We start from the raw sequence: 22643 nt of genomic DNA, 5'->3' as shown, positions 1-22643 counted from the left end.
AAGTGCTGGAAGATACTACCGAGAGCAGGAAGAACATGGCGGAGCTGACGATCTCCTCCGACGAGATCCGTAGTGCGATTGCGAACTACACCTCGAGCTACTCCGCGGAGGCCTCCCGTGAGGAGGTCGGCGTGGTCATTTCGGCAGCTGACGGTATTGCGCAGGTTTCTGGCCTGCCATCCGTTATGGCGAATGAGCTGCTCGAGTTCCCAGGCGGCGTTATTGGCGTCGCACAGAACCTCGACACCAACTCCATCGGTGTCGTGGTCCTGGGTAACTTCGAGTCCCTCAAGGAGGGCGACGAGGTTAAGAGGACCGGCGAGGTTCTCTCCATCCCAGTGGGCGAGGAATTCCTCGGCCGCGTAATTAACCCATTGGGTCAGCCGATTGACGGCATGGGCCCAATCAACGCTGAAGAGGAGCGTGTCCTCGAGCTGCAGGCACCGTCCGTGCTGCAGCGCCAGCCGGTTGAAGAGCCAATGCAGACCGGCATCAAGGCTATCGACGCAATGACCCCGATCGGCCGCGGCCAGCGCCAGCTGGTCATCGGTGACCGTAAGACCGGTAAGACCGCGGTCTGCATCGATACCATTTTGAACCAGAAGGCTAACTGGGAGTCCGGCGACAAGGACAAGCAGGTACGCTGCATCTACGTCGCTATCGGCCAGAAGGGCTCGACCATCGCCGGCGTGCGCCGCACCCTTGAGGAGCACGGCGCACTGGATTACACCACCATCGTGGCTGCACCGGCTTCCGATTCCGCCGGCTTCAAGTGGCTGGCACCGTTCTCCGGTGCAGCGCTGGGTCAGCACTGGATGTACCAGGGCAACCACGTCCTGGTTATCTACGATGATCTGACCAAGCAGGCTGAGGCCTACCGTGCCATTTCCTTGCTGCTGCGCCGTCCGCCGGGACGCGAGGCATACCCAGGCGATGTGTTCTACCTGCACTCCCGCCTGCTGGAGCGTGCTGCAAAGCTTTCCGACGACATGGGTGCTGGCTCCATGACCGCCCTGCCGATCATCGAGACCAAGGCAAACGACGTCGGCGCCTTCATTCCGACCAACGTCATTTCCATTACTGACGGCCAGGTATTCTTGGAGTCCGACCTGTTCAACCAGGGCGTTCGCCCGGCTATTAACGTCGGTGTTTCCGTCTCCCGTGTCGGTGGCGCTGCACAGACCAAGGGCATGAAGAAGGTCGCAGGTAACCTGCGTCTGGACCTCGCTTCCTACCGTGACCTGCAGGCCTTCGCGGCATTCGCATCTGACCTGGATGCTGCTTCCAAGGCTCAGCTGGAGCGCGGTTCCCGTCTGGTCGAGCTGCTCAAGCAGTCGGAGTCCTCCCCGCAGCCAGTGGAGTACCAGATGGTGTCCATCTACCTCGCCGAGGCTGGCATCTTCGACGTCGTTCCCGTTGAAGACGTCCGCCGCTTCGAGGACGAGGTACACGAGTACCTCAACGCCAATACCCCAGAGGTCTTTGAGCAGATTTCCGGCGGCAAGCCGCTGACCGATGAGTCCAAGGACGCATTGGTTGCGGCAGCTAAGGACTTCCAGCCGACCTTCCGCACCTCCGAGGGCCACAACTTGGGCTCCGAGGCGCCGGTAGAGCCTTTGGATGAAAGCGACGTAAAGAACACCGAGCTCAACGTCTCCCGCAAGACGGCTAAGTAGAGTTCAGAACTCACAACTAACCGTCTAGATTAAAGAAGGGAGGAGAAACGATGGCTAATCTTCGCGAACTACGTGACCGCATCCGGTCCGTCAATTCGACTAAGAAGATCACCAAGGCCCAGGAGCTCATTGCTACCTCGCGCATTACCAAGGCGCAGGCTAGGGTAGAGGCCTCTCAGCCGTACGCGGCTGAGATGACCAGCATGATGAACAAGCTGGCTGCCGCCTCTACATTGGAGCATGACATGCTGCGTGAGCGTGAAGACGGAAACGTCGCCGCCATCCTCGTGGTCACTTCTGACCGCGGTATGTGCGGTGGCTATAACAACAACGTCTTCAAGAAGGCTGCACAGCTGCAAGCTCTCCTGGAAAGCAAGGGCTACGAGGTAGTTCGCTACGTTACCGGTAATAAGGGCATCGGCCACTACAAGTTCCGCGAGGACGAGGTAGTTGGCAGCTGGGGCGGTTTCTCTCAGGATCCAACCTGGGAGACCACCCACGATGTGCGCCGTCACTTGATTGATGGCTTTATTGCTGGTTCCCATGGCACTACCAAGGGCCGCGACGGCCTGCATGCGCAGGGTGAGGGCGCCGGTGTACGTGGCTTTGACCAGGTACACGTTGTCTACACCGAGTTTGAGTCCATGCTGACCCAGACCGCGCGTGCTCAGCAGCTGTTGCCAGTTCAGCCGGTTATTCAGGATGAGGAGTACCACCTCGGTGACTCCGCTCTGACTGACTCCGAGTCTGCGGACGACGTTGCCGCAGGATTCGAGTTCGAGCCAGACGCAGATACGCTCATGGAAGCCCTGCTTCCGCAGTACGTCTCGCGTATCCTGTTTGCTATGTTCTTGGAGGCTTCCGCTTCCGAGTCCGCTGCACGCCGTACAGCTATGAAGTCTGCTACTGACAACGCAACCGAGATGGTCGAGGACCTCTCTCGCGTGGCTAACCAGGCCCGTCAGGCACAGATTACCCAGGAAATTTCAGAGATCGTCGGTGGCGCTGGCGCGCTATCTGACAGCGCAGAAAGTGACTAGATTATGACTACAGCTCTGCAAGAGCAGAATGCACAGTCTTCGGCAGTCGCCGGTCGTGTCGTGCGCGTCATCGGTCCGGTTGTGGACGTGGAATTCCCACGTGAGGCACTGCCGGCCCTGTACAACGCACTGCACGTCGACATTAAGCTCGAAGCTGTTGCAAAGACCGTCACCCTCGAGGTCGCTCAGCACCTCGGTGACAACCTTGTCCGTACCGTCTCCATGGCACCGACCGACGGCCTCGTCCGCGGTGCCGAGGTCATCGACTCCGGAAAGCCAATTTCCGTGCCGGTCGGCGACGTCGTCAAGGGCCACGTCTTCAACGCCCTCGGTGACTGCCTCGACGAGCCGGGCCTCGGCCGCGATGGTGAGCAGTGGGGCATCCACCGCGAACCGCCAGCGTTCGACCAGCTCGAGGGTAAGACCGAGATTCTGGAGACCGGCATTAAGGTCATTGACCTGCTGACCCCGTACGTTAAGGGCGGCAAGATTGGCCTCTTCGGCGGCGCAGGTGTGGGTAAAACCGTTCTCATTCAGGAGATGATTACCCGTATCGCCCGTGAGTTCTCCGGTACCTCCGTCTTCGCCGGCGTCGGCGAGCGTACCCGTGAGGGCACCGACCTCTTCCTGGAGATGGAAGAGATGGGCGTGCTGCAAGATACCGCACTTGTCTTCGGCCAGATGGATGAGCCGCCAGGAGTCCGTATGCGCGTGGCTCTGTCCGGCCTGACCATGGCGGAGTACTTCCGCGATGTGCAGAACCAGGACGTGCTGCTGTTCATCGACAACATCTTCCGCTTCACCCAGGCCGGCTCTGAGGTTTCGACCCTGCTGGGTCGTATGCCTTCCGCCGTGGGCTACCAGCCAACCCTGGCAGATGAGATGGGTGTTCTGCAGGAGCGCATTACCTCGACCAAGGGCCGTTCCATTACGTCCCTGCAGGCCGTTTACGTTCCTGCCGATGACTACACCGACCCGGCCCCGGCAACGACGTTCGCTCACTTGGACGCCACTACCGAGCTGGACCGTGCTATTGCTTCCAAGGGTATTTACCCAGCAGTGAACCCGCTGACCTCTACCTCTCGTATCCTCGAGCCGGGTATCGTTGGCGAGAAGCACTACGAGGTTGCACAGCGCGTCATCGGTATTCTGCAGAAGAACAAGGAGCTCCAGGACATCATCGCCATCCTTGGTATGGACGAGCTGTCTGAGGAAGATAAGGTCACCGTTCAGCGTGCCCGCCGTATCGAGCGCTTCTTGGGCCAGAACTTCTTCGTCGCACAGAAGTTCACCGGCCTGCCGGGCTCCTACGTGCCGCTGTCTGAGACCATCGATGCCTTCGAGCGCATCTGCGATGGCGAGTTTGACCACTACCCAGAGCAGGCCTTCAACGGCTTGGGTGGCTTGGACGACGTCGAGGCTGCATACAAGAAGTTGAACGAGAAGTAGGGAGAGGCACATGGCTGACATCACCGCCGAATTGGTTTCCGTCGAGCGCCTGCTGTGGTCTGGACAGGCCTCCATGGTCACGGCTGAGACCACCGAGGGTGAGATCGGCGTGCTTCCCGGTCACGAGCCAATGATCGGTCAGCTGATCGATAATGGCGTGGTGACCATCCACCCAGTGGACGGCGAGCGCCGCGTCGCCGCCGTGCAGGGTGGTTTCCTCTCCGTTACCCAGGACAAGATCACCGTCCTCGCTGATTGGGCCATCTGGTCCGATGAGGTGGATGAGGAGAAGGCTCAGAATGCTTTCGCTTCTGAGCACGAGCTCACCAAGTCCCGTGGCGAGGCCGCACAGCGTGCAGTTCGCCGCGCCAAGGCTTAATACCTTGGATTGGTAGGAGAGGGCAGCAATAGCCGCCCTTCCTGCTCTCTTAAGGCGCATCGGTTTATAGCCGGTGCGCCTTCTTCGTTTTTCTTTGCCTTTTCTTATTGGCGTGTAGGCCCTTCAAGGCGCTACAATCCAAAGAATCAGTTTCCCCACAGAGCGAGGATGGCGTGAAAAGGCCCATGAATTCAACGGTGGTTGCAGTGCTTCTGTGGGCCCTTGGAGTGGCCCTGCTGCTAGTTATTTTTCTGGCTGCGCTTCGCTTTTTCACCGTGCGATCGCGCGGTACTTCAGTCCTCCTGCGCCGAGTTCCGGCTAAGAATTCCCTTTCCTGGCGCCATGGTTCGTTGCGTTATGAAGGAGAGTTTGTGGAGTATTTCAAGCTCCGTTCTGTCTCTCCGCGCTGCGATCTGCGCATCAACCGCCTCGACATCGAAGTAGTGAGCACCCGCCCGCTTGATGATGACGAGGCTTCTTTTATGTCCGCTGCCACCGAGGTCGTTCGCTTTCGGGCTAAGGGAAAAGAATATGAGCTGGCTTCCGACGCCCACGGCATCATGGCCTTCGGGGCGTGGGTCGAGGCCGCTCCATCCAAGCGCCAGCAGCGCTTTGACTTCCGGCAATTGCGCGAGCGCGCTACCCGTCAATCCAAGCGATAGGCCCACCCGCTAGGGTAGAGAGCATGCGTTTAGTAATCGCCCGATGCTCAGTAGATTACGTGGGCCGCTTGGATGCCCACCTGCCGATGGCAGACCGCCTGCTCATCGTCAAAGCGGACGGTTCCGTGTCCGTGCATGCCGACGACCGCGCTTATAAGCCGCTCAACTGGATGACACCCCCGTGCACCCTGAAGGAGTCCGCGATTGAGGACCTCGACGGTGAAGATACGGGCGAGGTCTTGTGGCTGGTGGAAAACCCTAAGGGCGAACAGTTGCGCATCACCATTGCTGAGATTCATGAAGAAATCTCCTATGACATGGGCGAGGATCCAGGCTTAGTCAAGGATGGCGTCGAGGCTCACCTACAAGAGCTCTTGGCAGATCAGATCGATACCTTGGGCGAGCGCTACACCCTGGTGCGCCGCGAATATCCCACCGCCATCGGCCCCGTAGACATTATGGCGAAGGATGAAAACAACAATAATGTGGCGATTGAGGTAAAGCGCCGGGGTGGCATCGATGGCGTAGAGCAGCTGACGCGGTATCTGGAGCTGCTTAACCGCGATGAGCTTCTCGCCCCTGTGTCCGGTGTATTCGCGGCCCAGGAAATCAAGCCGCAGGCACGTACCTTGGCTGAGGACCGCGGGATTCGGTGCGTCGTACTGGATTACCAAGAGCTGCGTGGGCTCGAGTCGAATGAATTGCGGCTGTTCTAATGCCACGGCGAAATAGGCGCAAACCCGTAGAGATCCGATCCCTGCCTAAGGACGGCTCAACTTTCCTCGGCTCGCAAACGGTCGAGGGGCCAAGCTGGACGCACGGCGAACCCTATGTCATGCGGCATATCGGTTCTGCTCGGGCCCAGAAGTATTACGTGTGCCCGGGGTGTAACCAGAACATCCCACCCGGGGTGGCACACATCGTTGCCTGGCCGTGGGACGTGGGCCGCCAGGGCGACGATCGCCGGCACTGGCAGCCACTGCTGGGAGCGTAGGTAGACTGGCGGGCATGATTGTTGCATTTTCTGTAGCCCCTGCGGTGGTCAATAATGACTCCCAAGAAATGGCCGATGCTGTGTCCGAGGCCGTGCGCGTGGTCCGCGAATCCGGCCTGCCCAACGAGACCAATGCCATGTTCACCTTGCTCGAAGGCGAATGGGACGAGGTCTTTGACACGATTAAGAAGGCCACCGATGCAGTGCGTGCGGTTTCCCCGCGCACTTCTTTGGTGGTTAAGGCCGATATTCGCGAAGGCGTAACTAACCAGCTAACGGATAAGGTAGATGCGGTTAATCGCCGCCTTGCAAAGGAGGACTAGATGACTTCACCAAATAATGCTTATGTAGGAGGAGCGCTCGACCTCAGCCAAGTCAAGGCGCGAGCCGAGGCCCGGCAAAAGGCACAGGAGTCGCCGCAGGCAAATGCGGGCGGCATCCAACCCTTCTTCGCGGTAACCGAGGCCAACTTCGACCAAGATGTGGTTCGCCGGTCTACGGAAGTTCCGGTCGTGGTCCTCATCGGTACTGCTCGCTCTACCCAGTCGGAGCAGTTGAAGACTGACCTTGCGGATTTGGCCGCGCAAGGAAACTTGAGCTTCTTGGTTGCTTACGTGGATGCGGATGCTACTCCGCAGGTTGCGCAGGCCTTTGGCGTTAAGAATCTGCCGACAGTCGTGGCCTTGGGCGCTGGACAGCCGCTGACCAATTTTGAGGGCGCGCAACCCAAAGAAGCCCTAAAGCAATGGGTCGATACCTTGGTGCAGAATGTTGGTCCACAGCTGAAGGGCTTGCAAGGCAATGAGGCATCGGAACAGCCACAGGAGGAAGAAGAGGATCCGCGGCTCCAGGAAGCAGAAAGCTTCTTGAACGCCGGCGACTTTGATGGCGCTCTCAACGTCTACAACTCCATCTTGGAATCTGAGCCCGATAATGTGCAGATCAAGCAGGCGCGTGACACCACGGTCTTGCTCAAGCGCCTCGACCCCGCCAACCAAACCGAGGATCCGATTGCGGCCGCGGAGGGGGATAAGGGGGACGTCGATAAGCAAATGCGGGCTGCCGACGCCGAGGTGGTAGCCGGAGCCCCAGAAAAGGCCTTTGATCGCCTCATCGAGACGATGAAGACAACGGCCGGCGATGAGAAGTCCCGCGTACGCGAGCGCCTGCTGGAGCTCTTTGGGCTCTTTGAGGGCAATGACCCACGCGTCCTGGAGGCGCGCACCAAGCTGGCGAGCGCCCTGTACTAGCTTGGGTAGCATGGGAAAGCATGACTTCAGTGCTTTTTCTTTGCAATACCAACCGAGGCAAGTCGCAAATGGCAGCGGCGCTCGCCCTCAAGCATGCACCAGATTGGGATATTTACTCTGCTGGCGTGCAAACTACAGATGAGCACGTCAAGCAGGGAATCAACAAAGAGGCGAAAGCTTCCCTGGCGAAGGTGGGAGTAGAGATGTCGGGTACGCCCACTCTCGTGGATCCCCAGATTGCCGCAACTGTTGACCACGTGGTGGTGGTAGGCGATGCGGATTATGATGGTCCAGCGCAGAGATGGGACATTGAGGATCCATCGCTACGCGGATTGGAAGGGGAAGAGCGCATGGACGCGCTGCGCGATGACATCGATGCCCGTGTGGCGGAGTTCGTGCGCGCGCACCGGTAGCGAACTAGCCTTCCAACACATACCACTGCACGGAATTGGCCGGCAGATGCAGGGTCGTGGAGTTGTTCTCCACGCGGACTCGCTGGGGAAGTGGATTTCCGGCGCCTTCATAGACGGCGTCGTCGGTGTTGAGCACCATCTGCCACTCGCCGTCGTGTGGAACCCAGAGGCCATAGTTGGGGATAGAAGAACCAGAAAGGTTGCACACGGCGAGCAGGGCAGAGCCGTCTGCGCCGTAGCGGACGTAGCCCAGAACGTTATTGGTCGAGTCATCCGCCTTGACCCATTGGAAGCCGTCCTGGCTGAAATCCTGGCTCCACAGCGCTGGGGTATCGCGGTAGACGAGGTTAATATCCCGCACGAGGAGCTTGATGCCCTGGTGCCATTCGCTACCCCAACCGTCGAGGTTGCCCCAGTCCACGGAATGCCCCTCGGCCCACTCGGTAGTCTGGCCAAATTCCTGGCCCATGAAGAGCAGGTTCTTGCCGGGGTGGGAGAACATGTAGCCATAGAGGGCGCGGAGGCCGGCGGCCTTATTCCAGTCGTCGCCAGGCATGCGCTCCCACAGCGAGCCCTTGCCGTGAACTACTTCGTCGTGGCTAAACGGCAGTACGTAGCGCTCGGAGTAGGCATAGACCATGGAGAAGGTGAGCTCGCCATGGTGATAGGAACGGTGAATGGGCTCGTGCTTGAAGTACTCCAAGGTGTCATTCATCCAGCCCATATTCCATTTCAGGGAAAAGCCTAGGCCGTTTTCAGAGGTGGGGGCGGTAACGCCCGGCCAGGAAGTGGATTCCTCGGCGATGGTGAGCACGCCTGGATGCGTGCGGTTGAGGGTGGCGTTGGTTTCCTGCAGGAATTGCACGGCCTCAAGGTTCTCGCGGCCGCCATATTGGTTGGGCAGCCACTCATCGCGGGAATAGTCCAGGTAGAGCATGGAAGCCACGGCGTCTACGCGCAGGCCGTCGATGTGGAATTCTTCGGCCCAGTAGAGGGCGTTGGCCACGAGGAAATTGCGGACCTCATTGCGGCCGAAGTCAAAGACATAGGTGCCCCAATCGGCTTGTTCGCCGCGGCGGGGATCGGGGTGCTCGTAGAGAGCCTGGCCGTCAAAGCGACCAAGAGCCCAATCATCCTTGGGGAAGTGTGCCGGCACCCAGTCCACGATGACGCCGATGCCGTTTTCGTGCAGGGCATTGACCAGCTCTCGGAATTCATCCGGCGAGCCCCAACGCGCAGAAGGCGAGTAGTAGCCAGAGACTTGGTAGCCCCAGGATCCGCCGAAGGGATGCTCGGCCACGGGCAAGAGCTCGACGTGGGTGAAACCGTGCTCCTTGAGGTACGGGATGAGCTCCTCGCGCAAGCGGTTGTAGTTGGCACCAACCTTCCACGAGCCGACGTGAACCTCATAGACGCTCATGGGCACATCGAGGTTGCCGGTGCGTTTGTCCATCCATGCGGAATCGGACCAGGCGAAGCTGGTGGAATCCACGATAGAGTCCGTCTCCGGCGGGCAGGCGGTGCGCTTAGCTAGGGGATCGGCCTTGTCCTTGCGGCCCTCGTGGCTAAAGATGGCGAACTTATAGTGCTCGCCAGCACCGATACCGGGAACAAAAACCTCCCATACTCCGGTAGATCCTAAAGAACGCATCGGATACTGGGTGGGGTTCCAGCCACAGAAATCGCCCACAACGGCAACTCCCTGGGCATTAGGAGCCCACACGGCAAAGGAGACGCCGGAAACGGTACCCATCTCGGTGTCATAGGAACGCAGGTTGGCGCCGAGGACATCCCAGAGGCGCTCGTGGCGGCCTTCCCCAATCAGGTGCAGATCTAGCGAGCCGACGGTGGGAAGGAAGTGGTATCCATCGGCCACGGTGCGGGTAGGGGCCTCGGGGTAGGTGATCTCTAGGCGGTAATCGCAGTTATCGCCGATTTCCGCCTCCCAGATGTCATCGCCGACCAAATCCATGGACACGGACTGCGTGGGAGTGTGCAGCTGCACCTCGGTAGCGCCTGGTTGGCGGGTGCGGACGGTACCTTCGTGCCAGCCGTAGAAACCGTGCGGGTCATGGTGGCGGCAGTCATTGAGGCGAGCGAGGTCGGCGGCCGGGATAGTCATACAATCAGAGTACCTAGTTCGAGTGCGGTCCGGTGGGCGAATATTTACGGGCGATAGTCGCTTACTCCGCGCCAGGTGAGCTGTTCCTGGAGGGCGTGGTCGGCAGGGGGAAGGACGAAGACATGGGCGACGTCGCGAAGCGGCTCTAGGCGCACAAAGTTGCGCTCGGACCAATGGTAGGCAGAGCCGGTAATCGTGTCCTGGACGGTATAGGACTCGCCGGGGTGGCGGCCGATAGCCTGCATATCTACCGTGACGGTGGCTTCCTGTGCATTGCGCGGATCCAGGTTGACCACAACGAGGACTACGTTGCCGGTGGTCGGATCCGCCTTCGAATAGGCAATGATGGCTTCATTGTCGGTGTCATGGAACCGCAGGGTGCGCAGTTGCTGCAAAGCGGGATTATCGCGGCGGATCTGGTTAAGCAGCCGGATATAGGACTCAAGGGAATCTCCGGAGGCAGCCGCCGCCGCAAAATCGCGCGGGCGTAGTTCGTACTTCTCAGAGTCGAGGTATTCCTCAGAACCTGGGGCTACCGGGGTGTGCTCGTAGAGTTCGAAGCCGGAGTACACGCCCCACAGCGGTGACATGGTCGCGGCTAGGACAGCGCGAATGGCGAACATGGCACGACCACCGGTCTGCAGGGATTCGTGCAGGATATCCGGGGTATTAACAAAGAGGTTAGGGCGGCAGATATCTGCTTGGTCGACGTGCATTTGGCCAAACTGGGTGAGCTCGTGCTTGGAGGTTTGCCAGGTGAAGTAGGTATAGGACTGGGAAAAACCTGCCTTCGCTAGACCGAAGAGGCGAGGGGCGCGGGTAAAGGCCTCGGCCAAGAAGATGACATCCGGATGGGTGGCATGTACGCGGGTAATTAGCCAGTCCCAAAAGTTTGCCGGCTTGGTGTGCGGGTTATCCACGCGGAACGTACTCACTCCGGCTTCGACCCAAATCATCAAGGTTTCATAGATTTCGTGGTAGATGGCATCAGGAGCGTTATCGAAATTAAGCGGATAAATATCCTGATACTTCTTTGGCGGGTTCTCGGCATAGGCGATGGTGCCATCCGGAAGTACGGTGAAAAATTCAGGGTGGCTCTTCGCCCACGGATGGTCGGGCGACGCTTGAAGAGCAAAATCGAGTGCTACTTCCAGCCCGAGTTCCTGGGCGCGGGTGACTAGTTTCTGGAAATCCTCCATTGTGCCCAAATCCGGATGGGTGGTGGAGTGGTCCTGAATGGCCCAGGGGCTTCCCACATCGCCGGGCTCGGCCACGACCGAATTATTCTTTCCCTTGCGGTGCACCTTGCCGATGGGATGGATAGGCGGAAAGTACACTGTATCGAAGCCCATATCGGCCACCCGCTCCAGTGCCTTGGCAGTGGTAGCAAAAGTGCCGTGGACTGGATTTCCCTCTTCATCCCAGCCTCCCGTGGAGCGAGGAAAGAGCTCGTACCACGAGCTATACAGTGCGGCCGGGCGCTCCACATATACCTCATGGATTGCGCCCTCCACCAGCAGGTCGCGCAGGGGATGCGAGTGCAGGATGCCTGTTACCTCCTCCGAGAGCGCTACCTGCACGCGCTTATCGACGTCCAAGGACTCATCCTCCAAGTCCCGAGCGGCCGCAAAGAGCGGTTCCACCACATCCGACGGGGTTTGCAGAGCCGCGCGAGAAAACAGATCTGCGCCATGCTGCAGGTCATTGGCGAGCTCAGCAGCGGATTGCCCAGCCGCTATCTTCTTGGTTACCGCGTTCTTCCACGTGGCGATGGGATCGGACCAGGCATCGACGCGGAAGTACCAGGTGCCTTGGGTGCCCGGGGTAAATACGCCGTGCACGCGATCCTGGTCATCGGGATCAACCTGCATGGTGACCGAGGAGGTAGCCGTGGTCCGTGCCGCCCACGCAGACAGGGTTGCCGAGACCGCATCGTGGCCCTCGCGCCAGACGAGGGCGGTGACAGGAATTACCTCGCCTACAACGGCTTTGGAGGCTACAGAACCGGCGGAGATAAGCGGGCGGACATCGTCAATACCAAGGCGAGAAGTCATGCCCATAAGACTAATGCAGCTGTGTCAATTTCACCGGGCAAAGAACAAATCAGTCACAATGGAAGGCGTGAACGACGTAACTCCCACTGATCAAGATTGGCTCGTAGATTTTCGCGGCGTCGAGCTGCGCCGCGGGGGCAAGACCCTCGTCGGACCCGTGGACTGGCAAGTAGAGCTCGATGAGCGCTGGGTCATTATCGGCCCCAATGGCGCGGGCAAGACCTCGCTGGTGCGCATGGCCGCGGCCGAAGAGTTCCCCTCGAAAGGCACCGCCTTTTTGATGGGGGAGCAAATCGGCAAAACCGACATGCGCGATCTGCGCGCGCTTATCGGCATCTCCTCCGCGGCGGTGCAATCGCGTATCCCGGACACTGAGCGAGTGGACGATCTAGTTGTCTCCGCAGGTTACGCAGTGCTAGGCCGCTGGCGGGAAGAATACCAGGACATGGATTTCTCCCGCGCGGATGACATCTTGGCCCAAGTTGGCGCCACCCACCTCAAAGAGCGCACCTGGGGAACCCTGTCTGAGGGAGAAAAGAAGCGCGTCGTCCTCGCTCGCGCACTCATGTCTAACCCGGAGTTGCTCATCCTCGATGAGCCGTCCGCCGGAATGGACCTGGGAGGCCGCGAAGACCTCGTGGGATATCTTGGCAATCTAGCCATGGACCCCGATGCCCCAGCGATTGTCATGATCACCCACCACGTGGAGGAGATTCCCTATGGCTTCACCCACGCCATGCTGTTGGATGAGGGTAAAGTTGTGGCAAAAGGACTGATTAATTCCGTCCTCACCTCCGAAAATCTGACTCGCGCTTTCCACCAGCCTATTCAGGTGGACCGCATTGGACAGCGATACTTCGCCCGCCGAGCTTCTCTATGACCAATCCTTTTCATGACCGTCTCGATGCCATTGACGTCAGCGATACCACCGGCTTCCACGGTGGGCGCCTGGCGGCAACCGTCCTGCTCCTGCGGGATGGCGCTGACGGTCTTGAAGTGTGGGTACAAGAGCGCGTCCACACCATGCACAACTACCCGGGGCATTCAGTCTTTCCCGGCGGCGGCGTAGATCCGCGCGACTTTCCACCACGTTCCTGGGACTCGGGCGAGCTGTGGGCCGGAAAGTCTGTCATCTCCATGGCCCGCCGGATGGGCGTGACCAAGTACAAAGCCCACGCCCTAGTGTTCGCCGCTGCCCGCGAGCTCTTCGAAGAGGCCGGCACCCTTTTCGCCATCCGCGAGGACGGCATTGTCTCCAATGCGCGGCGCTATCACAAAGAGCGAAAACTACTAGAAAACCACACCATTTCCTTTACCGAATTCCTCAGCAATAACGGCATGCGTGTCGACGCCGATATGCTCCTTCCCTGGGCGCGCTGGGTAGGAAAGGGAAAGAGCCAGTGGTTCGACACCTTCTTCTTCGTTGGGGTGTTGCCCTCCGGCCAAGAACCCGATGGGGATACCGATGAAGCAGACGATGCCGGATGGTTCTCCCCGCAGCTCATCCTGGACGGCTGGCGCGCCGGGCTGGTGCGCCTTGCCATCCCCACGTGGGCACAGATGCAGAGGCTGAGCAAGTATTCCTCCGTACAAGAGGTCCTAGAGGATGCGTCCTTTTCGGACCTGCGCCCCGTCATTGGGGATCCCCGCGAAGATCCCCGTTACCGCGAATTCTTCTCCACCACCCCTTTAGACCGAATATGAGTTATACCCCCGCAGAAGTTGACTTCCTTGCCGAGCATCAAGAGGAAATAGCACACCTCGACCTCACCTTAACCAAGGCTTCTCGGCTCAAAGACACCGAAATCCTCAAAGCTAAGTTCGGTGAGTATGGCCGCGCGGTCATGGAGCTGGTAACCGCCCGCAGTTCCGGCAAGCTCCCGCACGATTGGCTGATGGATGCAGACTCCGCCCAGCAAGCAACCCCCCTCGAAGTGGCGGCGTATCGGACGAAATTCCTCGCCGAGCAGGGCGTGCGCAGCGTCCACGACGTCACCTGTTCCATCGGCACCGAAGGCTATAATTCTCCGCTCGACTATTTTGGCTCAGACCTGGATGAATCACGGGTAAGAATGGCGAGGCACAACCTCTCTTCCGCCAAGATTTTCCGCGCGGATGCGCTGACGACTACTACCACGGCCGATGTTCTCCTTGCAGACCCGGCCCGCCGCGCCGGCGGCAGGCGGATCACGCGGCCGGAGGATTTGGTGCCACCGTTCCCGGAGGTCGTCGATAAGCACCGCGACAAGGAACTGGCCATCAAGTGCGCGCCTGGCCTTGATTTTAGCGAGTGGGACGGCCTCGTTACTGTCGCGAGCGTCGATGGCGGGGTAAAAGAAGCCTGCCTTTATACCCCAGGCCTTGGCAGCGGCCGAAGAGCGGTAATGATTCGCGGAGGCAAGCTAGATGTCCTCGATGACCACGCAGACAACCTACCCGATGCCGGAGACATTGGCAGTTACCTCATCGATCCGGATGGGGCCATCGTGCGAGCGGGATTGGTTCAGCACTACGCGGCCAGGGAAGGGCTGCATCAAATCGATCCGCGCATCGCATACCTGACAGGAGAGAGGATTCCGGAGGGGACTTCGGGATTTCCATTCATAGAAAAAGTACCCCTAAAGAGATTAAAATCCGTACTTAAATCCTATGATGCGGGAAGCCTAGAAATCCTTGTACGCGGGGTAGAAGTGGACCCTGACCAGCTGCGGAAGAAGATGAAGCTGAAGGGAAAGAAACCTTTTGCGGTCATCATTACGCGAATTGGCTCACAGGGAATCGCCTTGCTGTGTCAACCCCGAGTATTATCGTCCGAGGATAATTACGCAACATAAATATATCGGAAAGGTGAGTGCCCAATGCCAACTATCGTGGCTCTGGTCAAACACGTGCCGGATACGTGGTCTACCAAGTCTTTGAACGATGACCACACCCTGGATCGCACCTCCGTGGATAACGTCATTGATGAGGTTAATGAGTACTCCGTGGAACAAGCCCTGCGACTGCGCGACAATAACCCCGATGCTGGCTACAAGGTCGTAGCGCTGACGATGGGGCCGGCCCAAGCCGACGAGGCACTGCGTAAGGCTTTGGCCATGGGCGCCGACGATGCCGTGCTCGTCTCTGACGACTCCCTGGCTGGAGCGGACGCGCTATCGACCGCGTGGACCCTCAATGCCGCGCTCAATAAGCTTGACGACGTCCAGCTGATCACCGCCGGTGCCGAGGCTTCCGACGCCTCCACCGGCCTGCTTGCCGGCCTGCTCGCCGAATACCGCCAGCTGCCGGCCCTTACCGGCCTGCACAAGGTAGAGCTAGCTGACGGCACCCTGCAGGGCACCCGCGATGATGCGCGCGGTACCTGGGAACTCGAGGCGCCACTGCCGGCGATCGTTACGGTGAACGATAAGAGCGACAAGCCGCGATTCCCCAACTTCAAGGGCCTTATGGCAGCTAAGAAGGCGGAAATCACCACCTTCACCCTGGCTGATTTGGGCATCGAGGCTATTGCGCCGACGACCTCTGTGTCGGCCGCTGAGAAGCGCCCACCGCGCACCGCCGGCGAAGTTATTTCGGAGCCCAACCCGCAGGACGCAGCGAAGAAGATCGTTGACTTCCTGTCCGCAAAGAACTTGATTTAGGAGTAGATATGTCGCACGTTTACGTACTAGTTGAGCACGACGCGGACAACCTCCTTCCCGTTACCGGCGAGCTGATTACGGCCGCGCGGGAATTGGGTACGGTGTCCGCAGTGGTCGTCGGCAAGCAGGCCGATAAGTTCGATGCCGACCTTGCCGCCCTCGGCGCCGCACAGGTAGTTCAGGCAACGGCCGAGGATTATGACCAGCGGTTCCTTACCCCGGAGGTCGATGCCCTGCATGCGCTTGGCGCTGCAAACCCAGCGCCCATCGTGCTGGCCGCAACTCCGGCCAATAATGAGATTGCCGGCCGCCTCGCGGCTCGCCTCGCCTCTGGCGCGCTGGTCAATGTCAATGGCATCGCCGCTGATGGCTCCGCCAAGATGAGTATTTTCGGTGGTTCTTATGAGACCACCTCCACCGCCGCTGGCCAGTGCCCGATCTACACCCTCCGCCCAGGCGCGGTTGAGGCTGCGCCACAGCAAGTGGAGGCGCAGCCGGCGCCGATGCCGTTGCCGGCCGCCACGGGCAAAGACGTCAAGGTAACTTCCTTTACTCCGGCACAGAAGTCCGCACGACCGGAAATTACCGAGGCCAAGGCAGTCGTCGCCGGCGGCCGTGGCGTGGGCAACGAGTTCGGCGCCGTCGTCGAGCCGCTTGCCGACGCCCTCGGAGCCGCAGTCGGCGCCACCCGCGACGCCGTCGATGAAGGCTTTTATGACGCCGCCTATCAGATCGGCCAGACCGGTGTTACCGTCTCGCCCGACCTCTACATCGGCTTGGGCATCTCTGGCGCTATCCAGCACACCTCTGGCATGCAGACTTCCGGCACCATTGTGGTGGTCAACCAAGACCAGGATGAGCCGTTCTTCCAGATCGCTGATCTCGGCGTCGTGGGTGACCTGCATGAAATCGCACCGGCCCTGACCGAGGAACTGAAGGCGCGCCAGTAATGCCGCACTACTTCGACTATGCCGCTACCCAGCCGATGCGCCAGAGCGCGATTGACGCGTGGGTGGCGGCGGCCGGCTCCCTCAACTCCGGCGCGCAGTATGGTTCCGGCCGCAAGGCTCGGTCCGTGCTGGATGATGCCCGCGAAAAGGTGGCTTCCCTCCTCGGCTGCGAGCCCATCGAAGTCATCTTCACCTCTTCAGGCACCGAGGCGGACAATATCGCCATTCAGGGGCTCTACGCGGCTGGGCAAACAAACCGCATTATTTCTACCGATATCGAGCACCCCGCCGTGCGCGACACCGTCTCTAAGCTGGAGAAAACCGGAGCGGCCGTCGACATCCTTCCCGTCGACCGTTCCGGGCACATCGCAGATCTGTCGGTCCTAGACACGCTTGCCGACGTCGCTACCTGCATGTGGGCAAACAACGAAACCGGCGCCATTCAGCCCATCGAAGAGATCGCAGCCCGAGCGAATGCGACAGGCACGCCCGTGCACGTGGATGCGGTCCAAGCTGTTGGCAAAGTCCCCATCAATTTTTCCTCGCTAGGGGTCACCAGCCTTGCCGCCAGCGCCCACAAGTTCGGCGGCCCCCGCGGCATCGGTCTGCTTTTGGCCAAGCGCAGCCCTGCGCCCCAGCCGATTGCCTACGGTGGCGGCCAAGAGCGAGGTATTCGCCCTGGCACCGTGGACGTCGCGAGCGCTTCCGGTCTAGCTGCGGCGCTGGAGGAATCCGTTTCCGAAATCGCCGTCCAAGGCGAGCGAATTGCGGCTCTCCGCAATAAGCTGCGCGACGGAATTCTCGCCACCATTGATGACGCGGTGGTCAATTCCGCTGAGCCGTGCTTGCCTTCCCACCTGCACGTCTCTTTCCCCGGTGCTGACGGCGATAGCCTCATCATGCTGCTGGATTCCTTGCAGATCGAGGCCTCTACCGGCAGCGCTTGCAGCGCAGGCGTAAACCGCATGTCTCATGTCCTCGAAGCAATGGGCGTAAGTGAGGCGGAAGGTATTGGTTCTCTTCGCTTTACTCTTGGCCGACTCACTTCGGACGAGGACGTTGACTACGTCTTGGCTCATCTGCCGGAGGTCATTTCCCGAGCCCGCTCCGTCTAGCTATCATTCCTTTCCTTTGCCGCCGCCCGCCGGGCGGCGATAGCTTGGCCCACCGTTAGTGCCCAGTTCTTGTTCTTGGGCGCTAGCGGTCCTTGGGGCTCATCGTATTCCCAGCGACCGTCATCAAAGAGCCATACTATGTCCCCAGTATGTGGATCCATGATGTAGAAGGCGCCACCATCAGTTTTGATGTTGTGATGGTGCTGGCACAGTGAGGCCAAGTTGCTTCCCGAAGTTTTCCCTCCCTTTGCATGGTCAATTCGGTGGTCCTTTTGACAGTTTTCTGCGGGGCGATTGCAGCCCGGGAATCGGCACACGCCATCGCGGCCTTCTACGTAGGCGCCAATGAGCGGGGGAGTGACGTAGCTTTCGCTCTCCATTCCTTTGGCACGATCCATGTCTCGCGTCTGGGTGGGGCACAGACTGTCAGCGGTCTCTGGGCTTACCCACCCGAATCCCCGGATAAATGCGGGAGCCGCCTCCTGGTCGTGGGCTCTGTACATGTGAAGAACCACTTTCGTCCGCGACTCTATTTCGCCCAGAATCAACTTGGCTAGCGCTTCAGCTTTGGTGAGATTATGCTCTTCGGCAGCCTTACTGACGTGTTCATCGATAGCTATCATGGTTGCTTCATCGAATTCGACTGCTAGTCCGGCCTTTCCGCCGAAGCTGGGGTAGGTGTAATAGGAGTCGTTCCCTGTGTCAGACCCCGTATCCTCTTTGGGGTTTGGGTCCTCTACAGCGATGAGGCCATTTAGTTTTCGCCGCAAATTCGTATTCGAAGGCAGTACCTGGCCGGGCTTAGTGGGGGTCAGGTAGCTCGCGAGCTCTTGGTCTATCCGCTCGAGTATCTCGGTCGGGATGTCGCCAAGCTTGCTCAGCACGGCGTCGATAGTAATAAGACGAGAGAAATCCAGGAAGTAATAGGTTTCCTGGAGTGCTTTTGTGAGTGGCAGCTCTGCGAGTCGATATAGGGCCATTGTTATGTCTCGCGTGCGCCGCTCGCTTAAGCCCGTCCGGGTAGAAAGTGTGTGGCAGGAGATGTCGAAATCGTCCTCTAGATCTGGCTTGACCTCTCTCCAGAACAGGTAATCTTGCTTTCTGATTTCTGTGGCTTTAACTGCTATGGGATCGTTGGGGTCATTGACTATGTAGTAGGCATCCAAGATTAAATCCCCCGATTAGTAGAACTAGTGTGCGTAGTTTCATGGTGTCCATTTTAAGCCGTGTCCTGCCGCTTCGCAAGAGTTATGGGCAAATATGTGTTCTAAAAGTTTGTATTCCCAGAAGGGGGAAACGGAAGTAAAGAAAAATATCTCAAGTGGTGCGTGTTAAAGATGTGACAGAAGTAAAGGCGTTGCTAAACTCACGCGCATGACTTCAAAGAAGGCACTCCGAAAGAGCATTACTGCGGTAGTCACCGTGGCTGCACTAGCTGTAAGTGGTACCGCTGTTGCCCAGGCGGTGAGCTTTGGTGCACCCAAGGGCGTTGACGTGGCGGCGCACCAGCATCCAGGCGGCACGCCCATCGATTGGTCTAAAGTGCGGTCCGACGGCCAGTCCTTTGCATTTGTGAAGGCTACCGAAGGTGGGGACTGGGTAAACCCCCACTACGTACAGGATATTCAGGCGGCTAATGCTGCTGGACTCAAGACTGGTGCGTACCACTACGCACGTCCGGCTGGCGACGCCAAGACTCAGGCGGCCAACTTTGCCGCGCAGATCGCCCTTGCCCCAGATCAGACATTGCCTCCTGCACTTGATATCGAGGTGGCGGAAGGAAAGTCTGCCGCGCAGCTGGAGCAGTGGATCGAAGAATTTACTAGCGAGCTCAAGCGTCTTACCGGCCGCACGCCCATGATTTACACCTACAAGTACTTCTGGATGGGGCAGATGAATAACTCCCAGAAGTTCTCGGATATGCCACTGTGGCTTGCAGCCTATCAGGACCAGGCGCCTGAAGCGGTGGGCGGATGGAAGGAACTTTCCTTCTGGCAGCGTTCTGGTTCTGGCAAGGTAGCAGGCATTTCTACCGACGTCGATATGAACCTGTTTAATGGTTCCAAGCAGCAGCTGCAGTCTTTCAGTGACGGCAATTACGTCGACGTCGGCGGCGCGCTAGAGCAGCTGGTTGTCAGCGATGGGCTTGACTTGAGCTCGGATAGTACGCCGCTCATCGGTGCTATTTTGGCCCTGGCGGCGGGGCTGATTGCGATTCCGCAGCTTGCCGACGCCGCCGAAAAGTCCGGCCTCGATCCCCAAGCGGCGGAGGGCCTGGCTGGCTTCGTAAAGACCCTTAAGGACAAGGATGCTCTTCCGGTGGAGGACCTAGGCGATATGGCCAAGGGCAACTTCTCCATCAGCGACCTAGCTATCCTGCTGGACAATGCTGGTCACGTAAACAACGTGAAATCTGGCAACGTCTCCGAGTCGGAGGTATCGGAAGCTAAGAATGCCGCCAAGAACGCCGGCGCTGACGTGCCTGATTTCGACGCGGCGCAGGTAGCTACGCTGCTTAATCGCGTGCTGCAGTAGCGCCGGTGAAAAACGCGCGGGTCCAGGCCTCGTCTTTGTAATGGGCGGGCACTGCCCCGCCAAGGAGTGCCTTTGCCAGCTGGGCGGCTTCGACGGAGCCCTCGGCTGGCATTTCTGTATCTGAGGCCACCAGGATGATGTTCCCGTAGCGCCGGCCTTTGAGCATCGGTGGGTCCGCGATGACGGCGAGGTGGTCAAATACCTTATCCAGGCCCGCGAGCTCGCTCTTTGCCAGCTGGAGATCGGAATGGTCTCCGCAGTTGGCTACGTAGAGGCCGCCCGCCGCCAGCGACTGCTTTGCAGCCTGAAAGAATTCCACGGTGGTGAGGTTGGCGGGTGTCTTATCGCCTGCGAAGACATCGCGGATGATGATGTCGCGGCTGGACGGAAGGAACCCCTCGGTTTCTTTGCATGCTTCGCCGGCGCGGATTTTGACGGTGGGGGAACGGGGGACGTCGAAAAGCGTACGCACCAATTCGCCCAGCTTGGCGTCCAACTCCACCACGGTGTGTCGGCTGCCCGGGAGCCTGCTAGCGAAGTAGCGCGGGAGGGAACATCCCGCGCCGCCTAGGTGGGTGACGCGGAGCTTATTTGAGGGCCGAGTATTGAGGTGCTCAACCGCCGCCGCAATCCAGCGCATGTACTCGAACTCGAGCTCCTCCGGTTCGCCGAGCACAATGTGGCTGCTTGGCACGCCATTAACGTTGAGGATATAGGCACCATCGCGGAACTCATCCGGCACCACCTCGGCCGTGCCGGTAGAAATGTCGTAGGTGCCGGTGATTCCCGGTTCGGTGGAAGCTCGCTTTCTGCCCATGTCACACAAGCTTAGGGAATGGATTCGATTTAAACCGCGTTGGGGCTAGGGAGTAGACTTTCGGGCCTGTAGTCAAGGTGAAATGGGGAGCACAATGCGAGTATTGGTTGCCATGTCCGGCGGCGTGGACTCATCGGTTGCCGCCGCCCGTGCAGTAGAAGCCGGCCACGAGGTGATTGGCGTTCACCTCGCGCTGCACAAAGACGCGCAGCAGACCAGGGAAAAGGCCCGCGGTTGCTGTTCGTTGGAGGATTCGGCCGACGCCCGTCGTATCTGCGATAAGCTGGGCATTCCCTTTTATGTGTGGGACTTTTCAGAAGAATTCAAAGAAGAGGTCATTACGGACTTCGTGGATTCCTACGCCCGCGGTGAGACGCCCAATCCCTGCTTGCGCTGTAACGAGAAGATTAAGTTCCGGGCGCTGCTGCAAAAGGGCATGGCGCTTGGCTTCGATGCGGTTGCGACGGGCCACTACGCCACCCTCGATGAGGACGGATATATGCGCCGGTCCTTGGACGAGAATAAGGATCAGTCTTATGTGCTCGGCGTGATTTCTGCCGAAGAGTTGGAGCACTGCTTTTTCCCCATCGGCGATACTCCCAAGCCACAGATCCGCGAAGAGGCTGCGGCACATGGCTTTTCCACCGCGAAGAAGCCAGATTCCTACGATATCTGCTTCATTCCAGACGGCAATACGCAGGCCTTTTTGGGTGCCCGCATTGGGCTGCGCCCCGGCATGATCGTGGACCAAGAGGGTACGGAGCTCAAGGAGCACGATGGCGCGTGGAACTACACCATCGGCCAGCGCAAGGGCCTGGACATTAAGGCGCCGGCTGCCGACGGCCGCCCTCGCTACGTCACCGATATTGATGCTGCTACCGGCACGGTTACCGTCGGCGCCCGCGAGGACTTGGCCGTAACCTCGATTCAGGCCGATCGCCTGAAGTACCTCCACCCGGGCATGGATGGGGATTTCGAGTGCGAGGTTCAGGTGCGCGCACACGGCTCCGTGGTGCCCTGTACCGCCCACGTTGACCGCGAGGCGGACGAAATGCGCCTCGAACTCAAGGAGCCGCTATCCGGTGTCGCCCGCGGCCAAGCGGCGGTGTTGTACTTGCCTTCGCCGGACGAGCTGGGAGACATCGTCATCGGCTCCGGCACCATCTGCGGAACTAATTAAGCACACAGTTGGCAATGAGCCGGTCTAGGGCACGGACATCGATATTGGGGCCAATGTTGATTTTGAATTCGCCGGCCCTGGTCCACAGCTGTAGCTCCGCATTGAAGTCAAGAAGCTTTCCCGCGTTTTCCGTGGACCACATGTTGATGGAGGAATAGGGCAGGGAGTACATCTCTACCTTTTTGCCTGTAAGACCTTGCGCGTCGCGGATGATGAGGCGCTTATTGGTTAATACGGCGGCATCACGGACGGTCTTGAAGGCGCAGACAGGATATTCCTGTTCAGCCAAGACGGTGGAAATGTCCTGAGGGATGTCGCACTCGTTGTAGAAGGTCCAGCCGGAGTATTTTTCCACGCCCATAGTAA

At 59.2% G+C, this 22643-nt stretch carries 22 protein-coding genes and 1 pseudogene; 18 read left to right on the top strand and 5 right to left on the bottom strand.

What is annotated here, in order from left to right; all coding sequences use genetic code 11:
- Positions 1-35: 35 nt before the first annotated feature.
- From atpA to MHY13_RS00325, 10 genes and pseudogenes are all read left to right on the top strand, one after another.
- Positions 36-1676, top strand: a complete 1641-nt coding sequence (gene atpA, locus MHY13_RS00370) for a F0F1 ATP synthase subunit alpha (RefSeq protein WP_023021750.1) — start codon at positions 36-38, stop codon at positions 1674-1676.
- Between the two features lie 50 nt (positions 1677-1726).
- Positions 1727-2716, top strand: coding sequence for a F0F1 ATP synthase subunit gamma (locus MHY13_RS00365; protein WP_239279957.1), 990 nt, complete (start codon positions 1727-1729; stop codon positions 2714-2716).
- Positions 2717-2719: 3 nt separating this feature from the next.
- Positions 2720-4165 carry a F0F1 ATP synthase subunit beta gene (gene atpD, locus MHY13_RS00360; protein ID WP_049361377.1) on the top strand — a complete coding sequence of 482 codons (1446 nt, stop codon included), beginning with the start codon at positions 2720-2722 and terminating at the stop codon, positions 4163-4165.
- Positions 4166-4175: 10 nt separating this feature from the next.
- Positions 4176-4544, top strand: coding sequence for a F0F1 ATP synthase subunit epsilon (locus tag MHY13_RS00355; RefSeq protein WP_239279955.1), 369 nt, complete (start codon positions 4176-4178; stop codon positions 4542-4544).
- A gap of 185 nt (positions 4545-4729) precedes the next feature.
- Positions 4730-5206: a DUF2550 domain-containing protein gene (locus MHY13_RS00350; protein ID WP_239191476.1), complete on the top strand. Its 477-nt coding sequence runs from the start codon at positions 4730-4732 to the stop codon at positions 5204-5206.
- Positions 5207-5229: 23 nt separating this feature from the next.
- Positions 5230-5922 (top strand): endonuclease NucS, encoded by a 693-nt coding sequence (gene nucS / locus MHY13_RS00345; RefSeq protein ID WP_179386385.1) that lies wholly within the window; start codon positions 5230-5232, stop codon positions 5920-5922.
- Positions 5922-6204: pseudogene (locus MHY13_RS00340) on the top strand (hypothetical protein). The gene nucS and the pseudogene MHY13_RS00340 overlap by 1 nt, the downstream one beginning before the upstream one ends.
- 10 nt (positions 6205-6214) lie before the next feature.
- On the top strand, positions 6215-6523 hold the full coding sequence (locus MHY13_RS00335; protein ID WP_005323373.1) for a thiamine-binding protein: 309 nt from the start codon (positions 6215-6217) through the stop codon (positions 6521-6523).
- Positions 6524-7450 carry a tetratricopeptide repeat protein gene (locus MHY13_RS00330; RefSeq protein ID WP_204609398.1) on the top strand — a complete coding sequence of 309 codons (927 nt, stop codon included), beginning with the start codon at positions 6524-6526 and terminating at the stop codon, positions 7448-7450.
- Positions 7451-7470: 20 nt separating this feature from the next.
- The gene (locus MHY13_RS00325) at positions 7471-7863 is read left to right on the top strand and encodes a low molecular weight phosphatase family protein (protein WP_239191474.1); all 393 of its coding nucleotides are present in this window, start codon (positions 7471-7473) and stop codon (positions 7861-7863) included.
- A 4-nt stretch (positions 7864-7867) separates the two neighbouring features.
- Here MHY13_RS00325 and glgB read toward each other — a convergent pair whose 3' ends face one another.
- A complete protein-coding gene (gene glgB / locus MHY13_RS00320; RefSeq protein WP_239279953.1) occupies positions 7868-9985 on the bottom strand; it encodes a 1,4-alpha-glucan branching protein GlgB in 2118 nt (705 codons plus the stop codon).
- 44 nt (positions 9986-10029) lie between these two features.
- Positions 10030-12039 carry a maltotransferase domain-containing protein gene (locus MHY13_RS00315; protein WP_239279951.1) on the bottom strand — a complete coding sequence of 670 codons (2010 nt, stop codon included), beginning with the start codon at positions 12037-12039 and terminating at the stop codon, positions 10030-10032.
- Between the two features lie 58 nt (positions 12040-12097).
- On the opposite strand from MHY13_RS00315, the gene MHY13_RS00310 reads away from it, so the two are divergent.
- From MHY13_RS00310 to MHY13_RS00285, 6 genes are read left to right on the top strand one after another with little or no spacing between them, the layout of a single operon-like run.
- Positions 12098-12919: an ABC transporter ATP-binding protein gene (locus tag MHY13_RS00310; protein ID WP_005327654.1), complete on the top strand. Its 822-nt coding sequence runs from the start codon at positions 12098-12100 to the stop codon at positions 12917-12919.
- The gene (locus tag MHY13_RS00305; protein ID WP_204609389.1) at positions 12916-13743 is read left to right on the top strand and encodes an NUDIX domain-containing protein; all 828 of its coding nucleotides are present in this window, start codon (positions 12916-12918) and stop codon (positions 13741-13743) included. The genes MHY13_RS00310 and MHY13_RS00305 overlap by 4 nt, the downstream gene beginning before the upstream one ends.
- Entirely contained in the window at positions 13740-14873 is a 1134-nt protein-coding gene (locus MHY13_RS00300; protein ID WP_239279949.1) for an SAM-dependent methyltransferase, read from the top strand. Before MHY13_RS00305 ends, MHY13_RS00300 begins: the two co-directional genes overlap by 4 nt.
- A gap of 24 nt (positions 14874-14897) precedes the next feature.
- Positions 14898-15680 (top strand): electron transfer flavoprotein subunit beta/FixA family protein, encoded by a 783-nt coding sequence (locus tag MHY13_RS00295; RefSeq protein WP_204609385.1) that lies wholly within the window; start codon positions 14898-14900, stop codon positions 15678-15680.
- Between the two features lie 8 nt (positions 15681-15688).
- Positions 15689-16630: an electron transfer flavoprotein subunit alpha/FixB family protein gene (locus MHY13_RS00290; protein WP_204609383.1), complete on the top strand. Its 942-nt coding sequence runs from the start codon at positions 15689-15691 to the stop codon at positions 16628-16630.
- Positions 16630-17745, top strand: coding sequence for a cysteine desulfurase family protein (locus tag MHY13_RS00285; RefSeq protein ID WP_239279947.1), 1116 nt, complete (start codon positions 16630-16632; stop codon positions 17743-17745). The genes MHY13_RS00290 and MHY13_RS00285 overlap by 1 nt, the downstream gene beginning before the upstream one ends.
- Here MHY13_RS00285 and MHY13_RS00280 read toward each other — a convergent pair.
- Positions 17742-18911 (bottom strand): HNH endonuclease signature motif containing protein, encoded by a 1170-nt coding sequence (locus MHY13_RS00280; protein ID WP_239279945.1) that lies wholly within the window; start codon positions 18909-18911, stop codon positions 17742-17744. The genes MHY13_RS00285 and MHY13_RS00280 overlap by 4 nt on opposite strands.
- Before the next feature lie 208 nt (positions 18912-19119).
- Between MHY13_RS00280 and MHY13_RS00275 the strand changes: the two genes are divergently transcribed.
- Complete coding sequence (locus tag MHY13_RS00275) at positions 19120-20280, top strand: glycoside hydrolase family 25 protein (RefSeq protein WP_239279943.1); 1161 nt, start codon at positions 19120-19122, stop codon at positions 20278-20280.
- On the opposite strand, the gene MHY13_RS00270 is transcribed toward MHY13_RS00275, so the two are convergent.
- Positions 20261-21097 (bottom strand): spermidine synthase, encoded by an 837-nt coding sequence (locus MHY13_RS00270; RefSeq protein WP_239228471.1) that lies wholly within the window; start codon positions 21095-21097, stop codon positions 20261-20263. The two genes, MHY13_RS00275 and MHY13_RS00270, sit on opposite strands and share 20 nt — an antisense overlap.
- A 94-nt stretch (positions 21098-21191) precedes the next feature.
- Between MHY13_RS00270 and mnmA the strand changes: the two genes are divergently transcribed.
- Positions 21192-22277: a tRNA 2-thiouridine(34) synthase MnmA gene (mnmA, locus tag MHY13_RS00265; protein WP_239279941.1), complete on the top strand. Its 1086-nt coding sequence runs from the start codon at positions 21192-21194 to the stop codon at positions 22275-22277.
- Here mnmA and MHY13_RS00260 read toward each other — a convergent pair.
- Positions 22270-22638 (bottom strand): PH domain-containing protein, encoded by a 369-nt coding sequence (locus tag MHY13_RS00260; RefSeq protein WP_239228473.1) that lies wholly within the window; start codon positions 22636-22638, stop codon positions 22270-22272. The two genes, mnmA and MHY13_RS00260, sit on opposite strands and share 8 nt — an antisense overlap.
- Positions 22639-22643 lie beyond the last annotated feature (5 nt).

Origin of the sequence: Corynebacterium sp. ACRPE (assembly GCF_022347435.1) — a bacterium.
Classification (GTDB): domain Bacteria; phylum Actinomycetota; class Actinomycetes; order Mycobacteriales; family Mycobacteriaceae; genus Corynebacterium; species Corynebacterium tuberculostearicum_D.
The sequence above is the reverse complement of the archived record's forward strand: the minus strand, read 5'-3'. Positions and strand labels throughout refer to the sequence as shown.